This window comes from Salinimonas sediminis, from assembly GCF_003429285.1.
In the GTDB taxonomy this organism is placed as follows: domain Bacteria; phylum Pseudomonadota; class Gammaproteobacteria; order Enterobacterales; family Alteromonadaceae; genus Alteromonas; species Alteromonas indica.
In genome coordinates, this window is the sequence record NZ_CP031769.1 from 968,293 (window position 1) to 990,996 (window position 22,704).

The window sequence follows — 22,704 nt, forward strand, 5'->3', positions numbered from 1 at the left end:
AACGCGGCGCAGGATAAAAAGAATAGATGAAGTTAAGACAGTTAGTAGCAGCCGGAGCTATTGTATCCAGTGCTAGCTTAGCCAACGCGGCTACATCACAGGAACAGTTCGTCGTAGAAGACATCCGGGTTGAAGGTTTGCAACGAGTTGCGCTGGGCGCAGCGTTGACCTACCTCCCCGTTGAAGTAGGTGACGAACTAAATTCATTTAGGGTGGCCCAGGCTATCCGTTCACTGTATTCATCCACCCATTTTGAAAATGTGGAGATGCTGCGAGATGGTAATACGTTGGTTATTAAAGTCGCCGAGCGGCCTACCATCAGTAATATTATCTTTGAAGGCAACGATGATATAAAAGATGAGCAGCTTCAGGAAAGTTTGGATGGAAACGGTGTGCGTTTGGGTGAACCGCTCGACAGAACAGTCCTTACCTCTATTGAAAATGGCTTGAAAGACTTCTTTTACAGTATCGGTAAATACAATGCTGACGTGTCTGCCATTATTACGCCCTTGCCGCGTAACCGGGTCGACCTAAAATTGTTATTTGAAGAAGGCGACGCCGCCGCCATCCAGCAAATCAATATTGTCGGTAACCAAATATTTTCCGACACAGAATTGATGGAAGATTTGGAGCTGCAATACGATACACCGTGGTGGGACTTTTTATCCGAAACCCGCTATCAGCAGCAAACCCTGCAAGGCGACATGGAAACCGTGCGCAACCATTATATGGACCGCGGCTACCTGCGTTTTAATATCGACTCTACCCAAGTCTCTATGACCCCGGAAAAAGACGGTATTTATATCGCCATGAATGTTTCTGAAGGTGAGCAATACACCATTTCGGGCGTTGAGCTAGTAGGTGATCTGCTGGGTAACGAAGAATATATCGGTAAAGTACTGCCGTTAACGGATGGCGAGCTGTATAACCAGGCAGAGGTCACGTATACCGAAGAGTTTATCTCTAAATACCTGGGCCGTTTTGGCTATGCTTACCCTAGTGTAACCACAGTACCGGAAATCAATGACGAAGAAAAAACCGTCAAACTGACGATTTCTGTAGATCCGGGCAAACGCATTTATGTGCGTCGTATCAACTTCAATGGTAACACTGTTACTGCCGATGATGTATTACGGCAAAATGTTAACCAGATGGAAGGTGCCTGGTTATCTAACAATCTGTTGGAATCTTCAAAGAATCAGCTTTCACGTTTAACCTACATGAAAAATGTCGAATTTGAGTCAACCCGTATCCCGGGCCAGGACGATAAAGTAGATGTCGATTTTAATGTAGAAGAACAGCCGTCCGGTTCGTTTAATGCCGGTATTGGTTATGGCGATCGTACGAAGTTAAGTTTGCAGGCGGGTATTCAGCAGGATAACTTCCTGGGTACTGGTAAGCGAGTAGGCTTAAACCTCAGTACGGTATCGTATCAGCGCTCGGCGCAGATTACCTATAATGATCCCTATTTCACTATTGATGGCATCAGTTTGGGTGGGTCACTGGGTTACAGCGAGTTTGATGGTTCAGACTTTAACGTTATCCAGTATAACTCTAAGCGGTGGTCGATAGGCGCTAACGTAGGCTATCCCATTGATGAGATAAACCGGATTAACTTCGGTATGACCTATTCAAATACCGAGCTGTATAACACCGGTTATTATGAACAGACCGAACAGTTTTATGACCAGTTCCGCGAAGAAGACCCCGAAGCCCCAATTAAATATGATAGCTACCTGGCCAGCGTTTCATGGAGCCGCAGCACATTAAACCGTGGTCTGTTTCCCACCGCCGGATCGTCACAGCGGGCAACATTTAGTATTACCACGCCAAACTCTGACGTAAATTACTTCAAAAGCGTGCTGGATACGAAGTTTTATTATCCGCTATCTCGTAATCAGCGTTGGTCGGTATTAGCCCGTCTGCGGTTAGGTTACGGCAATGGCTATGGGTCTAATAATGGTAATGAGCAAATTTTACCGTTTACCGAAAACTTCACCGCAGGTGGCGCGGATACATTACGGGGCTTTGAAAACAACACGGTAGGACCACGTGGGGTAATATTATCTGCCAACAGCGCAGCTACTGGCCCTGACGGTGAACAATATCCTGGCGACCCAGCAAAAAATTTGGTAGGGGTATCAACCCGTAGCTTGGGTGGTAACGCTATGGCATTAGGTGGTATCGAGCTTATCGTACCAACCCCATTTGTTGATGCGGAAATGGACAATTCAGTAAGAACAAGTCTGTTTGTTGATATAGGTAACGTATGGGATACTGAATTCGATTACGATAAGTATCGCAACTTGCAAGCGGTATCGGGAAGTGATGACGTGTTGGACTATTCCGACTGGACACAGTATCGTAGTTCCGCCGGTTTGTCTGTACAATGGATTTCACCGATGGGGCCGATGGTATTCAGCTTCTCCAGAACCATTAGAGACCGTGAAGGTGATGACGCGAAGTTCTTTACCTTTAATATCGGACAAACATTCTAAGAGTTAACTTTGACGACGACGTCTAATGAATAATTACAAAAGGAGTTCCCTTTGAAACAGTTGGCAAAACATATCGTTGCAACCGCGATGTTAGGTAGTGCGCTGGTAAGCGGTTCAGTTATGGCTGAACAGAAAATCGGTGTTGTAGATGTACAGAGCGTGTTTCAGGCTATGCCACAGGCCGCTGAAATCTCCAATAACATTCAGATGGAGTTTAAAGACCAAATTGATGAAGTTAACCAACTTCAAAAAGACGGTCAGTTCTTTGCGGAGCGTTTACAACGTGATGCGGCGACGATGAGCGAGCAGGAAAAGAAAGAACTGCAACAGAAAATTCAGGGTGTTCGTGAGCAACTGGCAGAAAAAGGTCAGCCGCTACAACAGAACATTCAACGCCGTAGCAATGAGGAAAGAAACAAATTGTTAGGCTTGATCAAACAAGCCATCGACAATGTTGCGAAAAAAGATGGGTATGATCTTATCCTTAGCGCAGGCGCGGTTTCGTATGCTACTGAGCAACATGATGTGTCTGAGCAAGTGCTTGAACAGGTTAAGAAAACTAACTAAAAATTCGTTGCCCTCCAGGCGATGATGAAAACCTGATATGCTGATAACACAGGTCAGACTAGCTCCAGAAGGGGTTGGTCTGACTTGTTTTTTACGTTAAAAAGCGTATGGTTGCCGCCGTTTAAAAATTCCAGCCTGTGTTTTTTCAATAAATATGGCGCCGTTCACGGCCATCACCTCAGGGTATGCAAAAGAACCCGCGGCAGGGTGAGTAATCCTGACCCGCATGAGCCATTGAACGAGCAACAATAATGTAACCACAGGTTGCTGGTGACAACGGCTTTACCGCTTGCCGAACAAACAGTCAGTTACAGCGGTTAGTGGCATAGGAGAGACTTTTGGCCAACTCACTAAACTCTATTGATATTCAGGAAATTCTGGAATTACTTCCACACCGTTATCCTTTTTTGCTGGTTGACCGGGTCACCGATTACACCATTGGCGAGTCTATCAAAGCGTATAAAAACATCACGATGAACGAGCCCTGTTTTACCGGGCACTTTCCAGGACGACCTATTTTCCCCGGTGTGCTGATTCTTGAAGCCATGGCCCAGGCTGCGGGTGTACTTGGTTTTAAAACCATGGGTAAGAGCGATAAATTATACTTGTACGCAGGGATTGACTGCGCACGTTTCAAACGCCCGGTAGTGCCCGGCGATAAATTGGAATTTGATGTAAGCTTACTCAAAGAACGTCGCGGAATATGGAAGTTCAAAGGTACCGCAAGCGTTGATGGCGATAGCGTTTGTAGTGCAGAGTTTATGTGTGCAATTAGAGAGATAGTCTAACGTGATCCATTCTACTGCGGTAATTTCAGAATCTGCCAAAATTGGTAAGAATGTCAAAATAGGCCCGTTTTGTGTAGTAGATGATAATGTTGAGATAGGCGACGGCTGCATACTGGAAAGTCATGTGGTCATTCGTGGTCCTTCTACTATTGGCAAAGATAACCGTTTCTTTCAGTTTTGCTCCATCGGAGAAGACTGTCAGGACAAAAAATATGCGGGCGAACCTACCCAACTGGTGATTGGCGATAACAATGTATTTCGTGAAGGCAGTACCGTACATCGCGGCACTGTGCAGGACGAAGGCATTACCCGGGTAGGCTCTAATAACCTGTTTATGATCAATGCTCACGTGGCACACGATTGTATTTTAGGCGATAACATTATTCTGGCAAATAATGTGTCGTTGGCGGGCCATGTCACCCTGGGCGACTATGTTATTTTCGGTGGCGGTGCGGCTATCCATCAGTTTGGTAAAGTTGGCGCCCACGCATTCGTTGGGGCCGGTGCTATCGTGCTACGAGATGTGCCGCCTTACATTATGGTCAATGGTCAAAAAAATGTGCCGGCGGGGATCAACTCCGAAGGCCTCAAACGCCGTGGTTTTTCTTCCGCAGCGGTGATGGCTATCAAACGCGCATATCGCACTATTTACCGCGCGAATAACACGGTAGAAGAAGCCGTGGCTCAGCTGAAGAGCGTGCAAGACACCCATCCAGAAGTAACGTTGATGGTGACCTTTTTGCAAGAAGCCGAACGCGGCATTATCCGTTGAGCCAATGAGCAGCCAGCCCTTACGCATTGGTGTTGTTGCCGGCGAGCCATCTGGCGATGTGCTGGCCGCCGGCATGATTGCTGAGCTCAAAAGGCAACATCCTGATGCTATTATCGAAGGTATCGGTGGTGACAATATGATTGCCGCCGGTTGCCATTCGTTGTTTGATATGGAAACACTGTCGGTGATGGGGCTGGTAGAAGTGCTATCGCACCTGCCTGCTATCCTCAAAGTCAAAAACGCCCTTATTGCTCACTTTGAAAAATATCCCCCGGATATCTTTATCGGTGTCGATGCGCCAGATTTTAATTTGCGGGTAGAAAAAGCGTTAAAACAAAAAGGGATTAAAACCGTTCATTACGTTAGCCCCACTATCTGGGCCTGGCGAGAGGGACGTATCCATAAAATTGCCCAGGCGACAGATTGCGTGTTGGGCTTATTCCCGTTTGAAGCTGAGGTTTACCAAAAGCATCAGGTTGCTTATCGCTTCGTGGGCCATACCCTGGCTGATGCGATTGCATTAGCGCCGCCCCAACAGCCAGCTCGCCAGGCGTTGGGTTTAGCCAGTAGCGACCCGGTAATGGCGGTGTTACCGGGAAGCCGTAATGGTGAAGTAAGCAAACTATTGCCGATATTTTTAGCCACTATTTATGAAGTGCTAAAACAAAAACCAGGCTGTAAATTTGTTATCCCTGCGGCCAACCAACATCGGTTCGACTTTATCGCCCAATTTCTTCAGGAGCATGCTACCCGTCTTTACGCCGAGGGCACCATCCTGCTTACCAAAGGCAATGCACGCGAAGCCATGATAGCCTCTGATGTTATTTTACTGGCCTCAGGTACTGCCACGCTCGAAGCGATGTTGTGTAAACGCCCGATGGTGGCAGCTTACAAACTTTCGGGCCTGACCTATAAAATCATGCAACGATTATACAAAGCGCCATTTTTTACGTTGCCGAATTTGCTGGCAAAGCGCAAAATAATTCCTGAATTATTGCAAGATGACGTGAACCCACAAATGTTGAGTCAGCAACTGCTTGGCTTTTTAAACAGTGATAATACCGCGTTAATTGAAACCTTCACGCAACTGCACAAAACCCTGGCGCAGGATGCTGATAAAGCGTCCGCAAAAGCGGTGTTGGATCTCATTAATCATGAATAGAAAAATTGCCGGAGTAGATGAAGTAGGCCGCGGCCCGCTGGTAGGGGATGTGGTTACCGCTGCGGTTATCCTTGACCCTAGCCGCCCCATTGCAGGGCTAACTGACTCAAAAAAGCTTAGTGCTAAAAAACGCGACTATTTTGCGCAGGTTATCAAAGAACAGGCTTTGTGTTGGTCCTTCGGGCGCGCGACCCCGCAGGAAATCGATACCCTTAATATATTACATGCCACTATGCTGGCGATGAAGCGGGCCGTAGAAGGGCTTTCGGTACAACCGGATTTTGTTTATGTGGATGGCAACAGACTTCCCGATTGGCACTATAATGCCGAAGCCATCGTCAAAGGTGATAGCCTGCACGCCCAGATCTCAGCGGCATCCATTCTAGCTAAGGTCGAGCGTGACAATGATATGATTGCGCTGGATAAAGAATTCCCCCACTATGGCTTTGCCGGACACAAAGGGTATCCCACCAAAGCACATTTTGCCGCATTGGCTGAGCATGGTGTATTGCCGTGCTACCGTACAAGCTTCAAGCCCGTCCGGGCATTGTTAGACCAATAAAACCGATAACGACAGTAGGTGTTATGACATCGCCCTTTATTCATCTTCGTGTACACAGCGATTATTCCATGATGGATGGCCTGAATAAGGTCAAGCCGATCTTAGAAAAGGTGTGCGAACACTCTATGCCAGCGGTAGCGCTGACCGATCAGATGAACATGTGTGGTCTGGTGAAGTTTTATTCGCAGTGCCACAGCATGGGTATCAAGCCCATTATCGGTACCGATTTCTGGGTAACCAATGACACATTTGGTGATGAACCCTTCAGGCTGACATTGTTGGCAATGAACAATGAAGGCTACAAAAATATCACAGTGCTTATCTCCAAAGCCTATCTACGCGGCCACATTGCCCACCGCGCTGTGATTGACCAGGCATGGCTGGCCGAGCATGCTGAAGGCATTATTGTGCTCTCAGGGGCATTACATGGGGATGTCGGCGTAGCCTTAACAAAAAACAATAATGCTTTGTTAAATGATGCACTGGACTTCTATCAAACCCATTTTGCGGATCGTTTTTATCTTGAATTGATACGGACCGGCCGGCCTGGCGAAGAAGACTACCTGCATCGCGCAGTAGCGTTAGCTGAACAGAGCGGGTTGCCGGTAGTGGCTACCAATGAAGTGTGTTTTGTTAATCAGGAAGGCTTTGATGCCCATGAAATCCGAGTGTCCATCCATGATGGGTATACGCTGGATGATGTGCGCCGGCCAAAAAAGTATAGCGAGCAACAATATCTGCGCTCAGGCCAGGAGATGGCGGAGCTGTTTAGCGATCTTCCCGAAGCAATAGAAAATACCGTTGAAATAGCCAAACGCTGTAATGTAACCGTGCGGCTTAATGAATACTTCCTGCCGCAATTTCCGACTGGCGGCATGACCACTGAAGACTTCCTGGTAAAGCGTTCTCAAGAAGGGTTAGAAGAGCGTCTGGCATTTTTGTTCCCCGATGAAGCCGAGCGGCAGGCAAAACGCCCCCCATACGATGAACGGCTGGAGATCGAGCTTGGCGTTATCAACCAAATGGGTTTTCCGGGCTACTTCCTGATTGTTATGGAGTTTATCCAGTGGAGTAAGGACAACGAAATTCCGGTCGGGCCAGGGCGCGGATCGGGTGCGGGTTCACTGGTTGCCTATGCCCTGCAGATCACTGATTTGGATCCCTTGGAATTTGATCTGCTGTTCGAGCGATTCCTTAATCCTGAGCGGGTATCAATGCCTGACTTTGACGTTGATTTTTGTATGGATCGCCGCGACGAGGTTATCGAACATGTTGCTGAATTATACGGCCGTCAGGCGGTTTCTCAGATCATAACCTTTGGTACCATGGCAGCTAAAGCGGTGGTGCGTGACGTGGGCAGGGTACTAGGCCATCCGTATGGCTTTGTTGACCGCATCTCTAAACTTATCCCCTCTGACCCAGGAATGACCCTGGGCAAAGCCTTCGACGTGGAACCGCGCCTGCCAGAACTATATCGCGACGATGAAGAGGTGAAAGACCTTATCGATATGGCGCGAATTCTGGAAGGGGTAACCCGGAATGCCGGTAAACACGCCGGCGGGGTAGTGATTGCACCAACTACCATTACGGATTTTGCGCCCTTGTATTGTGATGACGAGGGTAAACATCCGGTCACCCAATTCGATAAAAATGATGTGGAAACTGCCGGCCTGGTAAAATTTGACTTCCTGGGTCTTCGCACACTGACTATTATTCAGTGGGCTATTGATATGATTGAAATTGGGCATGGCACCAAAATTGATATCACAGCTATCCCACTGGTCGATCCCAAAAGTTTCCGCTCATTGCAAGCAGCCGAAACCACCGCCGTATTCCAGTTGGAATCGCGGGGTATGAAAGAACTTATCAAGCGGCTAAAACCTGATTGCTTTGAAGATATTATCGCACTGGTAGCCTTATTTCGGCCCGGCCCTTTGCAGTCAGGCATGGTAGATAACTTTATTGACCGAAAACACGGGCGTGAAGCTATCTCATATCCTGATGCCGACTATCAGCATGAGTGTTTGCAGGAAATCCTGGAGCCGACATACGGAATTATCCTGTATCAGGAACAGGTTATGCAGATTGCCCAGGAAATGGCAGGCTATTCCCTGGGCGGCGCCGATTTATTGCGGCGGGCTATGGGTAAGAAAAAGCCAGAAGAAATGGCCAAACAGCGGGCGGTATTTGCCGAAGGGGCCAAGGGAAATAACATTGACCCCGATCTGGCTATGAAAATTTTCGATCTGGTGGAAAAGTTCGCCGGCTACGGGTTTAACAAATCGCATTCTGCTGCCTATGCCCTGGTGTCGTATCAGACGTTATGGTTAAAGGTGCATTATCCGGCCGAATTTATGGCGGCGGTTATGTCCGCGGATATGGATAACACCGACAAAATCGTAACCCTGGTAGATGAAGTCCAACGAATGGGCCTGCAAATTTTGCCGCCTGATTTAAACACCGGCCGCCACAAATTTACCGTGGATGAGAAAGGTCGCATTGTCTATGGCATTGGTGCTATAAAAGGGGTGGGCGAAGGCCCTATAGAGGCAATTATTGAAGCCCGTGAAAATCAGGGCAAATTTACTGATTTGTTTGATTTTTGTGCTAAGGTAGACCTCAAACGTGTTAATAAGCGGGTGTTGGAAAAACTGGTACTGGCTGGGGCTTTAGACAACCTTGGACCGCATCGGGCAGCGCTAATGGCCACCTTACCCGAAGCGATGGCAGCAGCGGGGCAGCATGCTAAAGCCGAGTCGTTTGGGCAATCAGATATGTTCGGGCTGTTAAACAGTGAACCAGAAGCGGTGGAACAGGCTTTTGCCGATGTGCCCAAATGGCCGGAAAAAGTATGGCTTGACGGGGAAAAAGACACATTAGGCTTGTACCTCACCGGGCACCCGATAAACCAGTACGCAGCAGAAATCAGAAATTATGCCGATGGTCGGCTGGTGGATTTAAAACCCACCGGGAAAGAACAAATGGCCACTGCAGTGGGGTTGGTGCTGTCTGTTCGGGTAATGATGAACAAAAAAGGCCGTCGCTGGGCAATTGTGACACTGGATGATAAAAGTGCCAGAATGGATGTGCGGTTCTTTCCAGACGTATTCGAACAATTTGAAAGCATTTTAGAGTCAGACCGGATTTTATTGATTAAAGGACAGGTCAGCTTTGATGATTTCTCCGGGGGCAATACAATCACCGCCCGTGACGTAATGGACATTGTGCAGGCACGGGAGCGAAATGCCCGGGCGCTGCAATTAAAAATAGATACGCAGCAATGGCAACAAGATAAACTGTCTTCGCTACAGGCTATATTGCAACCCTTTACCGGCGGAAGTTGTCCGGTAGAATTGCACGTATTGCACCGGGATGCCGAAGCAATACTGACCTGTGGAGCCCAGTGGTATATCACCCCGGAAGACCAGTTGCTGCATGAATTAAAGCACTGCCTGGGAGAACGGTCCGTAACGCTAAGTTATCACTAGCCTTCTTAATTATAAAATGTGGTCACTAACAAGAAGCGCGAAAACGGTCACTACCTGGCGTGCGACGCAGTAAACATAGGACACAGAATGAGCATACAGTTTTTAGAATTTGAACAACCTATAGCTGAACTAGAAGCAAAAATTGAAGAGCTTAGGTTGGTAAATCAGGGCGGTGAGTTTGACGTCAGTATTGAAGAAGAAATCACCCGCTTACAAGCCAAAAGCGCGGAGCTGACCAAAAAGATATTTTCAGATCTGGGAGCGTGGCAGATTTCGCAACTTGCCCGCCATCCGTTGCGTCCTTATACCCTGGATTATATTGGCCGGGTATTTACCGACTTTGACGAGCTGGCCGGCGATCGGGCATTTGCCGATGATAAAGCCATTATTGGTGGCCCGGCTATGTTGGATGATCAAGCTGTTATGTTGATTGGCCATCAAAAAGGCCGCGATACGCATGAAAAAATCCGCCGTAATTTTGGAATGCCGAAGCCTGAAGGCTATCGTAAAGCTTTGCGTTTGATGAAAATGGCCGAACGTTTCAACATGCCGGTAATTACCTTAATTGACACCCCAGGGGCTTACCCGGGTGTCGGTGCCGAAGAACGTGGACAAAGCGAAGCTATAGCACGTAATCTGATGGAAATGGCGGAGCTGACAGTCCCGATTATCTGTACAGTTATCGGCGAGGGTGGTTCTGGCGGCGCCTTGGCAATCGGTGTAGGCGATCGGGTAAACATGCTGCAATATTCAACATATTCGGTGATCTCGCCTGAAGGCTGTGCTTCTATTTTATGGAAAAGTGCAGAAAAAGCCCCGTTAGCGGCCGAAGCCATGGGCGTTAGCGCCGGGCAGATCAAAGATCTGGGCCTTATCAATGCGATAGTTAACGAACCGTTAGGCGGCGCGCACCGCGATCATGATGGTATGGCTGCTAATCTTAAAGCTACACTGAAACAACAGCTAAGTCAGTTGATGACATTGGATAAAGCTACCCTGATGAGTGAGCGTTACGAGCGTTTGATGTCGTTTGGATACTGTTAATAGCTGATGTACTTTAAAGGGCTGTTATAGTGCATCCCATTGTCAAACAGATACAAACCTCGCTTACCGCGCTACTACAGGCCGGGCCGGATAACGGCCCGGCCTGTTCCGGTTCACTGGTCGTAGCGTTTAGCGGTGGTGTCGACTCTACACTGCTATTGTATGCCTTGTGCACTATACCGCAGGTTGACCCGGCAAAAGTTCATGGGGTGTATGTGCATCATGGCCTGAGCGTCAATGCAGATAACTGGCAAGACCATTGCGCCCGCGTGTGCGAAGCCCTTAAATGTCAGTTTTCAGCGCAGTCTATTAACGTCGCGCACGCTTCCAGAACCAGCATAGAAGCATCGGCTCGGGAGGGGCGCTACGCGGCTCTGTTACGCTATTGCCAGCAGGTAAAGGGCCACTTACTGGTGGGCCAGCATAGCGATGACCAGCTTGAAACCTTTTTACTGCAAGCCAAGCGCGGCGCTGGTCCCAAAGGGCTAGCCGCGATGCCGGTAAGGGTGAAGCGCGACGGCGTGTGGATAATTCGGCCTATGCTGGGTTTAACGCGAAGCGATATTGTTCGCGCCGCGGGTACCCTGGGATTGGATTGGATTGAGGATGAGTCGAATACCGATAGCCGGTTTGATCGCAACTTTCTACGCAATGATATTATTCCGGCACTTACCCAACGCTGGCCTTCTCTGGCTACCACGGTGGCCCGCAGTGCGCAGTTATGTGCCCAGCACAGTGCGTTACTAGATGAAGTGACTGACGAGCGTTTGAGTTCGCTTATCAGTAAGCAAGGTACGCTGTGTCTTCATGGACTGGCCGGGTATTCACTAAAGTGGCAGGCCCAGCTTGTTCGCCGCTGGCTTGAAACGTATCGGCAACCTATGCCGGGACAGGCTCAACTGGCGCAGATCCTACAAAGTATTGACGCCGCCGAAGATTCTCAACCTTGTATTAGTTTAGGCAATGTCGATATTCGACGCTATCAACACGCCTTACATATAGTCCCCCGGCTCCCAGCGCCCCCGCCTGGTGGGATAACCCTGGCATGTAAACAGGAATATGCGGCCAGTTGGTGTGAACCAGTATTTTATTGTAATGCAGAGGTAACCATTGTGGGCGGTATGCCCAAGGTGAGAATTCGCTTAGCTGGCGGCGGCGTTTCAAAAATGCTTAAAGACTGGCTCAAACAATGGCGGGTGCCTGCCTGGCGGCGCCAGCATATTCCATTGGTGTACCTTAACCAACAGCCTGTCGCGGTAATAGTTAATCATAAAGTGCATTATCTGGAACATTGCCCGCCGGATTTTTCCGTAACGCTGGTTAACTAGTAGAGTTTGATATGATGTTACCGGTTTTGCTAAGTGTATCACGGGCGATTGCGTAGTAGTCGCTCGATTCCGGTGAGAATTGTGTCATGCTGATGGGGTCGGTCATGAGACGGGAATCCGGTCGATTGTGGCAAACCGCTAGGGAATTACTGGCTGGTTCCTAGTTAATGTTAGATAGATGCAGCACTGCAGCAAAGTATTAACTATTAAAAGTAGCAAAGCGCGGCCAGCATGACAGGACGGTCAGCTAAGGAAAATAGGGCCAATGGCGGATTACCTGCGGCAAATTACTGCCGCATAACTACCTGATTACGCCGCTTTGAAGGCATTTTTCCCGCTGGTTTTTACCTGGTATAAGGCTTTATCAGCACGGTCAAACAAACTGTTAGTGTCATCTCCCTTACCATACACTGCGCCCCCGATGCTACAGGATATATTCAGCCCAAGCAGATACGGGTTACCTGAAATATGCCGCTGCAGCCGAGCGGCTACCTGGTCAATGCACCGCTGGTCTACACAGTCAAGCAGGCAACAAAACTCATCTCCACCAAACCTGAAAGCGGCATCTTCGCCCCGTAGCGTAGTACGTATTTCCTGGGCCACACACTCAAGCACCTTATCGCCTTCTTTGTGCCCCAGCGTATCGTTCACCTTTTTAAAGTTATCTAAGTCGATAATCAGTAAAGCAAAAAGCTCGTCATAGCGAATTGCCCGGCTCAATAACCGTGCGCAGGCCTCGTTAAAACCGTTTCGATTGCCCAGGCCGGTCAGCGTATCTTTTGTCGCCATTAATTTAAGTTGATTAAAAGCAATAGCTTGCGACAGCTGTTGGGTAAATATGGCATGCAGCTGTTCTAGTAGTTTTCGCTCGCCTCGCGTCACAGATCGTGTAAAGTAGTAGTTAGCATACTGTTCACTCATAGTGATGGATGCGCGATATAGCGGCAAACGGATACATTCTGCGGCAGTCTGTTGACCGTGCGCGGCGCCGAACACCAGCGCAGGCTGCACAGCGGTCAGCGCAAACGCAGATAGCGGGAAATAACACGCTAACTGGTGCTGATAGATAGCCCCTAAACCTGTGATATCCAGGGTAGATAGCAGTTTACTGACAAATGCCTGAAACTGGCTGGTGGTAAGTTCACTCCCACTAGACACCATCATATAAGGGGGACTATCTGGGGTGGTGTCATAATGTGTATTTAGCAAATCCATAACCAGGACCTTTAAAAGCGGCGCACCCAAAGAGCGGATGCAAAATAAACATATAAGGCTGTCAATATATTGCCGTTCAGCCCAATTTGTACAAAACATCAGCAAGAAGTATGCCCGGTTAAAAATATCAGCGTTTATTAGGAGTGATTATGCTGGAACACGGTTTTGTTCAAATCATAATCCTGATGGCTTTGGCGGTCGTCTGTGTGGCCTTTTTCAGGCGTTTTAACCTACCTGCCATTTTGGCCTACCTGGTGGCCGGCTTGCTAGCGGGTCCGGAGCTAACCGGCCTGTTTGATACTCCCCAAGATATGCATTTACTGGCTGAAATCGGTATTGTATTTCTGCTTTTTTCCCTGGGTTTAGAATTTTCTCTGCCTAAACTCATTGCTATGCGTAACCTGGTCTTTGGCGCAGGTGCGGCCCAAATGTGCCTGACGACCGGCCTGTTTAGTACGCTTGCCTGGTTAAGTGGGATAGCGGTGAGTACAGCGGTAATCATCGGTGGAATGTTGGCACTAAGCTCTACTGCAATTGTCATTAAGCAAATTAATGAACTGGGAATTGTGAACCACCAGCGCAGCCAGGTGGCTATTAGTGTGTTGTTATTCCAGGACCTGGCGGTCGTGCCATTTCTAATTGCGATCCCGCTATTATCTTATGACAGTGAGATGGGCCTGGGCCAAGTATTAGGGCTGGCGTTACTTAAAGGGATTGTGGTGGTGGCGTTTTTGTTATCCATAGGTAAATGGGTCCTGCCTTGGGTATTTCGCGAAGTTGCGCGCACCCGCACCGACGAATTATTTGTATTAACCACAATTTTAATTGCGCTGTTAGCAGGCGGTCTGACTTATGTGTTTGGACTATCCATGGCGCTGGGCGCTTTTCTGGCCGGGATGATGTTGGGAGAGAGCCAGTACAAATACCAGCTAGAAGCAGATATTCGACCCTTCAGAGATATTCTGATGGGGCTGTTCTTTGTGACGGTAGGGATGCAGTTGGATATAGCAGTACTGCTTAACGAACTGGGCCTGATTATTGGCGGCGTGGCCGCTATTATGGTTATGAAAGTGTTGATAATGCGAATTTCTGCTGGGTTAGCCGGATGCCCGCCACAGCATGCCTGGTCAGCTGGCTTAAAGCTTTGCCAGATTGGCGAATTTAGTTTTGTTATTGCCGCCCTGGCTACCACCCATGGTGTGTTGACTGCGCAGCAGTCCTCTGTGTTGATCAGTATGGGGATCATTAGCATGGCAATTACCCCCTACCTTATTGGTAAAAGTCAGCAGTTTGCTAACTATATGGGCCGACGCAGCGCATCCACCCCGGTGCCTGATGATAACCCCACCTTTGAAACAACGAGCGGCCATGTGGTAATTGCCGGGTTTGGTCGGGTAGGGCAGTCAGTGGCTAAACTATTAAGAATGGAAGGTATTCCTTTTGTCGTAATTGACGCCGATCCGGTGCGCGTTCACGAAAGCCGCAGCGCGGGTGAACCTATTATATTTGGTGACTGCCGTAGCAAGGATATCCTGGTATCAGCCGGTATCAATAAGGCCCGCCTGGTACTTATCAGTTTTGATAATCCTGGCGAGGTGGTAAAAATAATCAGCGCTACCCGCCAGATCAGCTCCACCCTTGATGTCATGGTACGTACAAAAAGAGACTATGAACTGGATAGTCTTTATCAGGCCGGGGCTTCTCAAGTGGTACCGGAATTACAAGAAGGCAACCTGATGCTGATTTCCCAGGTTCTGCACTATGCCGGGGTGCCCATGTCGAGAATACTTAAACGGGTAAGACAGGAGCGAAAGGGCCGCTACGATCATCTACATGGCTTTTACCCAGGGGAAACCACCGAAATAACCTATGGCACACAAGATAAACTGGAGTTTGTCCATGCGGTTATGCTGGGGCCACATGCTGCGTGCCTGGGCAAAACAATTGGCGATTTGAAACTCACCAAAATGCGCATAGCGGTAAAAGGCTTACGGCGGAATAATCGGGATATTGCGAATCCGGCTCATGATGCGGTGCTAACTGCGGGGGATATTTTAATTGTAGCCGGCAAACCACGCCGTGTAGAGCGCGCTGAGCGTTACTTGCTGGAAGGCAGTTGATGGTGTTTTAAAAGGAGATACCTGATGGTGCTGTTTAGTAAGGCGAGGTAGAGTTAACCAAACTTCACGCGGCGTTAGTTCGCTATTGGTTCCGCTAATGGGGCGTGGTGACTTTTTGGCATAATATCGCTAGCCCATCTATGCCCAACTATGCCCTGCGCCTAGGTTAGCTTTAGCCGCACGGTACAGCCAGTCCCGAGCCCGGACAAGTTGCAAAAGAAAACGGTTATCACGGGTCCTTCCAGACCCACCCATAACCCCCTTTAGGAGGCGGGAAGCGGCGATATCTTACCGGCTAATTTTTGCTAGGCGACCTTGTCGTTTTCTAAATCACGAAACTGCTTTTTTAAATCATAATTCTGGTCAGTAACAATTTTTTCCAACACTTCAACCCGCTCTTTAAGTTGCTCAATCTGCTGACGGTGTTCATCAAGGTTATTGTTGCTAGCCGCTTTTTTTTGCGAAATTCGTCCTATAGCTTTTATAATTTCAACGATAGACGCGGCGACTATAGCTACAATCGCAATGGCAGTTAAGTTCATAATATCCGTTCCTTTAACAAGTGTTACTGGTTTAGTGTAAAATGTTTGCTCGTAAAAAGCTTACTTTTTGTTCAATTATCTATGGGCGGAGTGTTTGCATACCTGCAACGCATCAGCAAACGTTATGACAGCAAAAAATATGCACATATACAAATTTTTATAAAAAACAGAGCGTTATGTTGTTATCAATGGCTGTAGTGAAATGTTAGATAGGTAAAGTGCTAATGAAATCGTCAAATTCGCCACTATCGGTAGCGGCCCAGTTCAGTGATGAGTATTGGATGGAAGCTGCTTTGGCCCGAGCAGCAACCGCACAATCATTGGGGGAAGTACCGGTTGGCGCAGTGGTGGTGGCTAACAACCAGATTATCGGGGAAGGCTGGAATACGCCAATACGCGACCATGACCCCAGCGCCCACGCAGAAATGCAAGCTATTCGAATGGCTGCACGGCATCAGCAAAATTATCGACTGGTCGGGGCTACCTTGTATGTCACCCTGGAGCCTTGCCCAATGTGCGCTGGGGCTATTGTTCATGCCCGCCTGGATCGTGTGGTGTATGGAGCGACCGACTTAAAAACCGGGGCCGCCGGTTCGGCGATGCAGTTGCTAAACCATGCGCAGCTTAACCATCAGCCAGCAATTACCGCTGGCATACTGCACAGCCAATGCTCACAAGTGGTATCGGCCTTTTTTGCCCAGCGCCGGGCGCAGATAAAAGCGGCCAAAAAAGCCCGTAAAGCTCACGGTGCAGATTGAACGGTGGCCAGTAAGTCGCTGGTGACAAACTGACGGCGGCGGTGCAGCATTCTTTGATGAGTGCGCTTAAACATCAATCGGCGATGATTGTTATTTCTTAATACTTTTCTGGTTTTCATTCCACGGTTTCTTTTCATTCACACTCTTACATTTTTACGGGTAAAAAGAGGAGCGACGTTAATTAAACGATTATTTAAAGGGTAAATTCAGGCTTAAAAAGGAAGACAGGGCCCCTGAACAGGGCAGCCATTATAAGTAACGCCACCAGTGTCGTGTAACGACATTTCCACTAAGGTTACAGGTAGGATATTAAGCCTATATGACAGTAATTCAAGTCCCTGAGGGCGTGTTTGGGGTTAATATTTCGGTATTGTTATCCAGGTAAATCAACGTGTCGTAATAACGCCGGATATTTTCTACATAGGCTTTTGCTTCCGTGCCCCGCGCAAAGCCATAGGTGGTTGTTTTATAAAACTGTTTTTGCTCGAGTAAAGGAAGTCTTCGTTTAACATCAACCCAAAGATCGGGGTTGCCTCCTTGCTGTTCTGTCAGCACGCGGGCATCTTCCAGGTGACCAAAGCCTATATTGTAGGCAGCCAGGGCCATCCAGGTCCGATCCGGAGAGCTGATTCGGGCCGGAACGCGTTTCAGTAAGCTGGTGAAATAACGTGCCCCGCCTTCAATGCTACTTTGCGCATCAAGCCGCGAGGCTATATTCAAATCGCTGGCGGTATCCAAAGTTAACATCATCATGCCTTGTACCCCCGTATAGGACACCGCATCGGGCTGCCAGTGACTTTCCTGATAACTCATAGCCGCAATTAAACGCCAATCAACGTCCAGCGCATATTGTTTGAACAGGGGGATAAACGGGGTTAGCTGGGTCGACGCGGCCTGAATAAACGCTCGGGTATCCACATAATTAAATTGTCTGACGTGGCCGAAATACTTGTCTTCCAGCGCTTTAAACACCCCCGACTGATGAATCTCGCCGAAATAGCTAATGACGGCACTGCGTAATGAATCATCTTGCTGGCGGTTCAACAGCCATGCAATACCTTTTGGCTCATCCAGGCCAAAGCCTATACTGAGTTGAGGGTATTGGCGTCGTTGTACCGACAGGGTATTGGTGTCGACCACGGTGTAGGCCAGCGCGCCTTGCGCCACATCGGTAAGTAATTCCCAGATATCTTTATTGTCAGTACTTTGCCATTGCAGGGCAGGCTCATCTTGTACCAGGGCATCGAGCATCTGTTCGGTACTGCTCCCTTTAACCACTAACAAAGGGGCGTCCAGGTCACTGGGCCGGCGCGGCCTCGGCTGACCTTGCTGAAACACCAGTTTATGGGAGACCTGTTGATAAACAGGCCCCACCTTGTACATTTGTTTGTTGTGCGCAGAGATAGCATCGCCCGCGGCCACCACATCAATCCTGCCCTGTTGCAGGTCTTGCATTAATGCGTGATAGGAATAGAACGGTAATAGCTGAAGTTTTACCTTTAACCGCTTGGCAAAGCCCTCGGCCAACTCGTACTCGAAGCCCTCAGGCCCGCTACTGCCATGGTAAAATGTGGTTCTGCCGTAAATGGTGCCGACTTTAAGCACGCCGGCTTGTTGGATCTCGTGTAATTTATTCGGCGGAGGCGCGGGCTGACAGCCGGATAGCAATAATATCCCTGCCCACAGCCATAGCAGCCAGCCTGGAGCCAACCGCAATACGCCCGTTTTAGGGTGGGGTTTCGAGCCAAATGGAGTGAAGTATTGTGTACCAGTCATGCTGCTAAAGGTAAAAAATCCTGCTTAATCATTCATCCGAGGTTATCAAGTAAGCTGATTTGCTCTATAATCCGCGCCGAAACCCGTCAATCAAAAGATAGCAACAATCTTCGACGTTGTTATCAGATAACCATCAGGTAAAGCGATATGTTGGTCCTTCGAGGCGCTCCCGCACTGTCTGAATTTAGACAAACTAAACTTATTGAACGGCTTGGTCAATCAGGCATCAGAATAAACCGAATATATGCAGAACATATTCATCTGGTGCAGACCGACGCAAAACTCAGCGACCAGGATTCAGCTGTACTGGACAAGCTGCTTACCTACGGCCCCAGGCAAACGCACGAATCACCCTCTGGCACACTGTTTTTTGTTACTCCCCGTCCCGGCACCATTTCCCCCTGGTCCACCAAAGCTACCGATATCGCTCACAATTGCGGCCTCACTTCCCTCCATCGAATTGAGCGCGGTTGTGCTTATTACGTGCAAACCGACAGCCCACTGAGCACAGAACAAGCTACCTTGGTGGCTAGCCTACTACATGATCGGATGACCGAATGTGTGTTTGCCGCCCTGGATGAGGCCTCAGCTTTATTTACTCATACCCAGGGCAGTAGCTTTGTTTCGGTGGATATTCTGGGCCAGGGCAAAGGGGCTCTGGAACAGGCAAACATAAGCCTGGGGCTAGCGCTGGCTGATGATGAAATTGACTATCTTTATACTAGCTTTAATCGTTTGGGGCGAAATCCCAATGATGTAGAACTGTATATGTTTGCCCAAGCGAATTCTGAGCACTGCCGGCATAAAATATTCAATGCCAGCTGGACTATTGATGGTGTCGAACAGCCCAAATCACTGTTCAAAATGATCAAAAATACCTTTGAGCTGCTGCCTGATCATGTGTTTTCGGCTTACAAAGATAATGCGGCGGTAATGGAAGGCTGGCCGGCAGGGCGCTTCTTTCCGAATCCTGACAGTCATTGCTACGAATATCATCATGAAGATATCGCCATCCTCATGAAGGTGGAAACGCATAACCACCCAACTGCTATTTCACCATTTGCCGGTGCGGCGACTGGGTCAGGCGGCGAAATACGAGATGAAGGCGCTACCGGGCGTGGTTCCAAACCAAAGGCCGGGCTGGTGGGTTTCAGTGTTTCTAACCTGAATCTTCCTGCGGCCCCGCAGCCCTGGGAGCAACCTTATGGTAAGCCGCAACGCATTGTCAGTGCGCTGGACATAATGCTGGAAGGCCCGCTGGGTGGCGCGGCCTTTAACAATGAATTTGGCCGACCGGCGCTGTTGGGCTATTTCAGAACCTACGAGCAACAGGTTAATAGTTTCAATGGCATGGAGGTGCGCGGTTATCATAAACCCGTCATGCTGGCGGGGGGGCTTGGCAATATCCGCCAGGATCATGTTGAAAAGGGCGAGATAACGGTTGGGGCGAAGCTTATCGTGCTGGGTGGCCCGGCCATGAATATTGGTTTGGGAGGCGGCGCAGCATCCTCGATGGCGTCAGGTCAGTCTAATGAAGACTTGGATTTTGCTTCAGTACAGCGGGACAATCCGGAAATGGAGCGCCGTTGTCAGGAGGTCATTGACGCGTGCTGGCAAATGGGTGAAGCGAATCCGATTCAGTTTATCCACGATGTTGGTGCGGGTGGCTTGTCCAATGCACTACCAGAGCTGGTTAATGATGCCGGCCGGGGGGGCCGTTTTGAGTTACGGCAAGTACTGACCGACGAACCTGGTATGACACCGTTAGAGATTTGGTGTAATGAATCGCAGGAGCGCTACGTACTTTCCGTCGCCCCTGCCGACCTGGCGACGTTCGATGCGATTTGTCGCCGCGAACGTGCGCCGTACGCGGTAGTGGGCGAAGCTACCGCAGAACAGCATTTACATCTACACGACGAGCAATTTGCTAATCAGCCGATCGATATGCCACTGGATGTATTGTTAGGCAAGCCGCCTAAAATGCACCGTGATGTACAGTCATTGATGGTTACCGGCACCGCGTTGGATACGTCTGCAATTAAAGTGGATGAAGCCGCGCAGCGCATCCTTTCATTGCCGGCGGTAGCGGAAAAGACATTCCTTATCACTATAGGCGACCGGTCAGTCACCGGCTTGGTTAACCGCGATCAAATGGTCGGGCCCTGGCAGGTACCGGTGGCCGATGTGGCAGTTACTGCTACAGCGTTTGATACATACCATGGCGAAGCAATGGCCATTGGCGAACGTACACCGGTGGCTTTGTTATCGCATGGTGCGTCTGCCCGGATGGCGGTAGGTGAAGCGCTAACTAATATTGCGGCGGCAAACATCGGTGATATCAAGCGAATTAAGCTATCTGCAAACTGGATGAGCGCAGCCGGACACCCGGGTGAAGATGCTGGCTTATACGAAGCGGTTAAAGCTGTGGGTGAAGAGCTATGCCCGGCATTGGGCCTGACCATCCCGGTGGGTAAAGATTCAATGTCGATGAAAACAGCCTGGCAGGACGCCCAGGGTAATGATAAAGCCGTTACATCACCCATGTCTTTGGTCATTTCGGCGTTTGGTGCGGTTAAAGATATTCGCAAAACCCTTACTCCGCAGCTTAATACGACCTCGGCTGATAGTCGCCTGATGCTAATTGATTTGGGTGCAGGCAAGAACCGGTTGGGCGGAAGTTGTTTAGCCCAGGTTTATGCGCAGCTTGGTGAGCATCCGGCCGATGTGGATAACGCCGAACAGTTGCTGGGGTTCTTTAACGCTATCCAGCAAGCCACTGAAGCGGGTTTGCTGATGGCCTACCACGACCGTTCAGATGGTGGTTTGCTAAGCACTGTCACCGAGATGGCGTTTGCCGGTAAAACCGGGGTATCTGTCAGCCTGGATACCTTGGGCGAGGATGATCTGGCGGTGCTGTTCAATGAAGAACTGGGTGCGGTAGTGCAAGTCGCCGGAACGGATGTGGCGGCGCTTAAGACTATTTTTGAAACCCACGGTATTGCCGCCCTGTGCCATGATATTGGTACGCTGAATGAACACGATCTGGTGGAGTTCACGCGGAATAAGCAAACCGTGTTCGCCGATAGCCGGGTGAACCTGCGCATGACGTGGGCGCAGACTACCTATCATATGCAAAAACTGCGTGACAACCCTATGTGCGCGGAACAAGAGCATATGGCTAAACAAGATGTAAACGATCCCGGTTTGCACGCAAAGCTTAGTTACGATGTTACCCAGGATATAGCCGCGCCGTTAATTGCTACCGGGGTGCGCCCTCAGGTTGCAATCCTGCGCGAGCAGGGGGTTAATTCTCATCACGAGATGGCTGCAGCTTTCACCCGTGCAGGCTTTGATGCGATAGATGTACATATGAGCGATATCCTCAGTGGTCGGGTTCAATTAGATCAATTTAAAGGCCTGGCCGCATGTGGTGGTTTCTCGTATGGGGATGTGCTGGGCGCCGGCGAAGGTTGGGCTAAATCTATTTTGTTCAACAGCCAGGCACGAGATCAGTTTGAAGCCTTTTTCACTCGCAACGATACGTTTAGTCTGGGAGTATGTAATGGCTGTCAGATGCTGTCTAATTTGAAATCACTTATCCCCGGCACGCAACACTGGCCGCACTTTGTGAAAAATTTATCGGAACGATTTGAAGCCAGGGTCGCCATGGTGGAAGTGACGGAATCTCCCTCTGTCCTGTTGCAGGGCATGGTCGGCTCGGTTATGCCGATTGCAGTATCGCACGGTGAAGGTCAGGCGGAGTTCGCCGCTGCAGATGACTTAAATCAGGTGCAACAGCAACAGCAGGTTGCCTTGCGCTATATCAACAATTACGGACAGGTAGCCAGCCATTACCCGGCAAATCCTAACGGATCACCACTAGGTATTACCGGATTAACGTCGGTAGATGGGCGTAGCACAATTATGATGCCCCATCCCGAACGGGTGTTTCGCACGGTGGCCAATTCATGGCATCCGAGTGATTGGCAGGAAGATGGCGCATGGATGAGAATATTCAGAAACGCGCGGGTATTTGTCGACTAATAGCATCATTTTTTGCAAAAAAGGCGTCATTTTATTGAAT

The 22,704-nt window shown here is 49.2% G+C and carries 16 protein-coding genes; 12 read left to right on the plus strand and 4 right to left on the minus strand.

Annotated features, from left to right (window positions below; genetic code table 11):
* The first annotated feature begins 26 nt into the window (after positions 1-26).
* The 9 genes from bamA to tilS all read left to right on the plus strand — a co-directional run bounded on the left by bamA (position 27) and on the right by tilS (position 12,209).
* Entirely contained in the window at positions 27-2,498 is a 2,472-nt protein-coding gene (gene bamA / locus D0Y50_RS04395) for an outer membrane protein assembly factor BamA (RefSeq protein WP_117315689.1), read from the plus strand.
* Positions 2,499-2,549: 51 nt separating this feature from the next.
* Complete coding sequence (locus tag D0Y50_RS04400; RefSeq protein ID WP_108567915.1) at positions 2,550-3,065, plus strand: OmpH family outer membrane protein; 516 nt, start codon at positions 2,550-2,552, stop codon at positions 3,063-3,065.
* A gap of 338 nt (positions 3,066-3,403) precedes the next feature.
* Entirely contained in the window at positions 3,404-3,853 is a 450-nt protein-coding gene (gene fabZ / locus D0Y50_RS04405) for a 3-hydroxyacyl-ACP dehydratase FabZ (RefSeq protein ID WP_108567914.1), read from the plus strand.
* Position 3,854: 1 nt separating this feature from the next.
* On the plus strand, positions 3,855-4,625 hold the full coding sequence (gene lpxA / locus D0Y50_RS04410; protein WP_117315691.1) for an acyl-ACP--UDP-N-acetylglucosamine O-acyltransferase: 771 nt from the start codon (positions 3,855-3,857) through the stop codon (positions 4,623-4,625).
* Positions 4,626-4,629: 4 nt separating this feature from the next.
* Positions 4,630-5,787 (plus strand): lipid-A-disaccharide synthase, encoded by a 1,158-nt coding sequence (gene lpxB, locus D0Y50_RS04415; RefSeq protein ID WP_108567912.1) that lies wholly within the window; start codon positions 4,630-4,632, stop codon positions 5,785-5,787.
* A complete protein-coding gene (gene rnhB / locus D0Y50_RS04420) occupies positions 5,780-6,349 on the plus strand; it encodes a ribonuclease HII (protein ID WP_108567911.1) in 570 nt (189 codons plus the stop codon). Before lpxB ends, rnhB begins: the two co-directional genes overlap by 8 nt.
* 23 nt (positions 6,350-6,372) lie before the next feature.
* The gene (gene dnaE / locus D0Y50_RS04425) at positions 6,373-9,837 is read left to right on the plus strand and encodes a DNA polymerase III subunit alpha (protein ID WP_117315693.1); all 3,465 of its coding nucleotides are present in this window, start codon (positions 6,373-6,375) and stop codon (positions 9,835-9,837) included.
* 87 nt (positions 9,838-9,924) lie between these two features.
* Complete coding sequence (gene accA / locus D0Y50_RS04430; RefSeq protein WP_108567909.1) at positions 9,925-10,881, plus strand: acetyl-CoA carboxylase carboxyl transferase subunit alpha; 957 nt, start codon at positions 9,925-9,927, stop codon at positions 10,879-10,881.
* Positions 10,882-10,910: 29 nt separating this feature from the next.
* Positions 10,911-12,209, plus strand: a complete 1,299-nt coding sequence (gene tilS, locus D0Y50_RS04435; protein WP_117315695.1) for a tRNA lysidine(34) synthetase TilS — start codon at positions 10,911-10,913, stop codon at positions 12,207-12,209.
* Between the two features lie 309 nt (positions 12,210-12,518).
* Here tilS and D0Y50_RS04440 read toward each other — a convergent pair whose 3' ends face one another.
* Positions 12,519-13,424 (minus strand): GGDEF domain-containing protein, encoded by a 906-nt coding sequence (locus tag D0Y50_RS04440; RefSeq protein WP_170145447.1) that lies wholly within the window; start codon positions 13,422-13,424, stop codon positions 12,519-12,521.
* Positions 13,425-13,573: 149 nt separating this feature from the next.
* On the opposite strand from D0Y50_RS04440, the gene D0Y50_RS04445 reads away from it, so the two are divergent.
* Positions 13,574-15,544 (plus strand): monovalent cation:proton antiporter family protein, encoded by a 1,971-nt coding sequence (locus D0Y50_RS04445; protein ID WP_117315699.1) that lies wholly within the window; start codon positions 13,574-13,576, stop codon positions 15,542-15,544.
* A 305-nt stretch (positions 15,545-15,849) separates the two neighbouring features.
* On the opposite strand, the gene D0Y50_RS04450 is transcribed toward D0Y50_RS04445, so the two are convergent.
* The gene (locus tag D0Y50_RS04450) at positions 15,850-16,086 is read right to left on the minus strand and encodes a hypothetical protein (RefSeq protein ID WP_108567905.1); all 237 of its coding nucleotides are present in this window, start codon (positions 16,084-16,086) and stop codon (positions 15,850-15,852) included.
* A gap of 224 nt (positions 16,087-16,310) precedes the next feature.
* Here D0Y50_RS04450 and tadA point away from each other — a divergent pair, with 224 nt between their 5' ends.
* On the plus strand, positions 16,311-16,844 hold the full coding sequence (gene tadA, locus D0Y50_RS04455; protein WP_108567904.1) for a tRNA adenosine(34) deaminase TadA: 534 nt from the start codon (positions 16,311-16,313) through the stop codon (positions 16,842-16,844).
* Here the strand turns inward: tadA and D0Y50_RS19855 are convergent.
* Together D0Y50_RS19855 and mltF are read right to left on the minus strand one after the other, a co-directional pair.
* Positions 16,829-16,963, minus strand: coding sequence for a hypothetical protein (locus D0Y50_RS19855; RefSeq protein ID WP_269748307.1), 135 nt, complete (start codon positions 16,961-16,963; stop codon positions 16,829-16,831). The two genes, tadA and D0Y50_RS19855, sit on opposite strands and share 16 nt — an antisense overlap.
* 211 nt (positions 16,964-17,174) lie before the next feature.
* Positions 17,175-18,620, minus strand: a complete 1,446-nt coding sequence (gene mltF / locus D0Y50_RS04460) for a membrane-bound lytic murein transglycosylase MltF (protein ID WP_117315701.1) — start codon at positions 18,618-18,620, stop codon at positions 17,175-17,177.
* Positions 18,621-18,767: 147 nt separating this feature from the next.
* Here mltF and purL point away from each other — a divergent pair, with 147 nt between their 5' ends.
* Positions 18,768-22,664 (plus strand): phosphoribosylformylglycinamidine synthase, encoded by a 3,897-nt coding sequence (gene purL / locus D0Y50_RS04465; protein ID WP_117315703.1) that lies wholly within the window; start codon positions 18,768-18,770, stop codon positions 22,662-22,664.
* Positions 22,665-22,704: the final 40 nt, after the last annotated feature.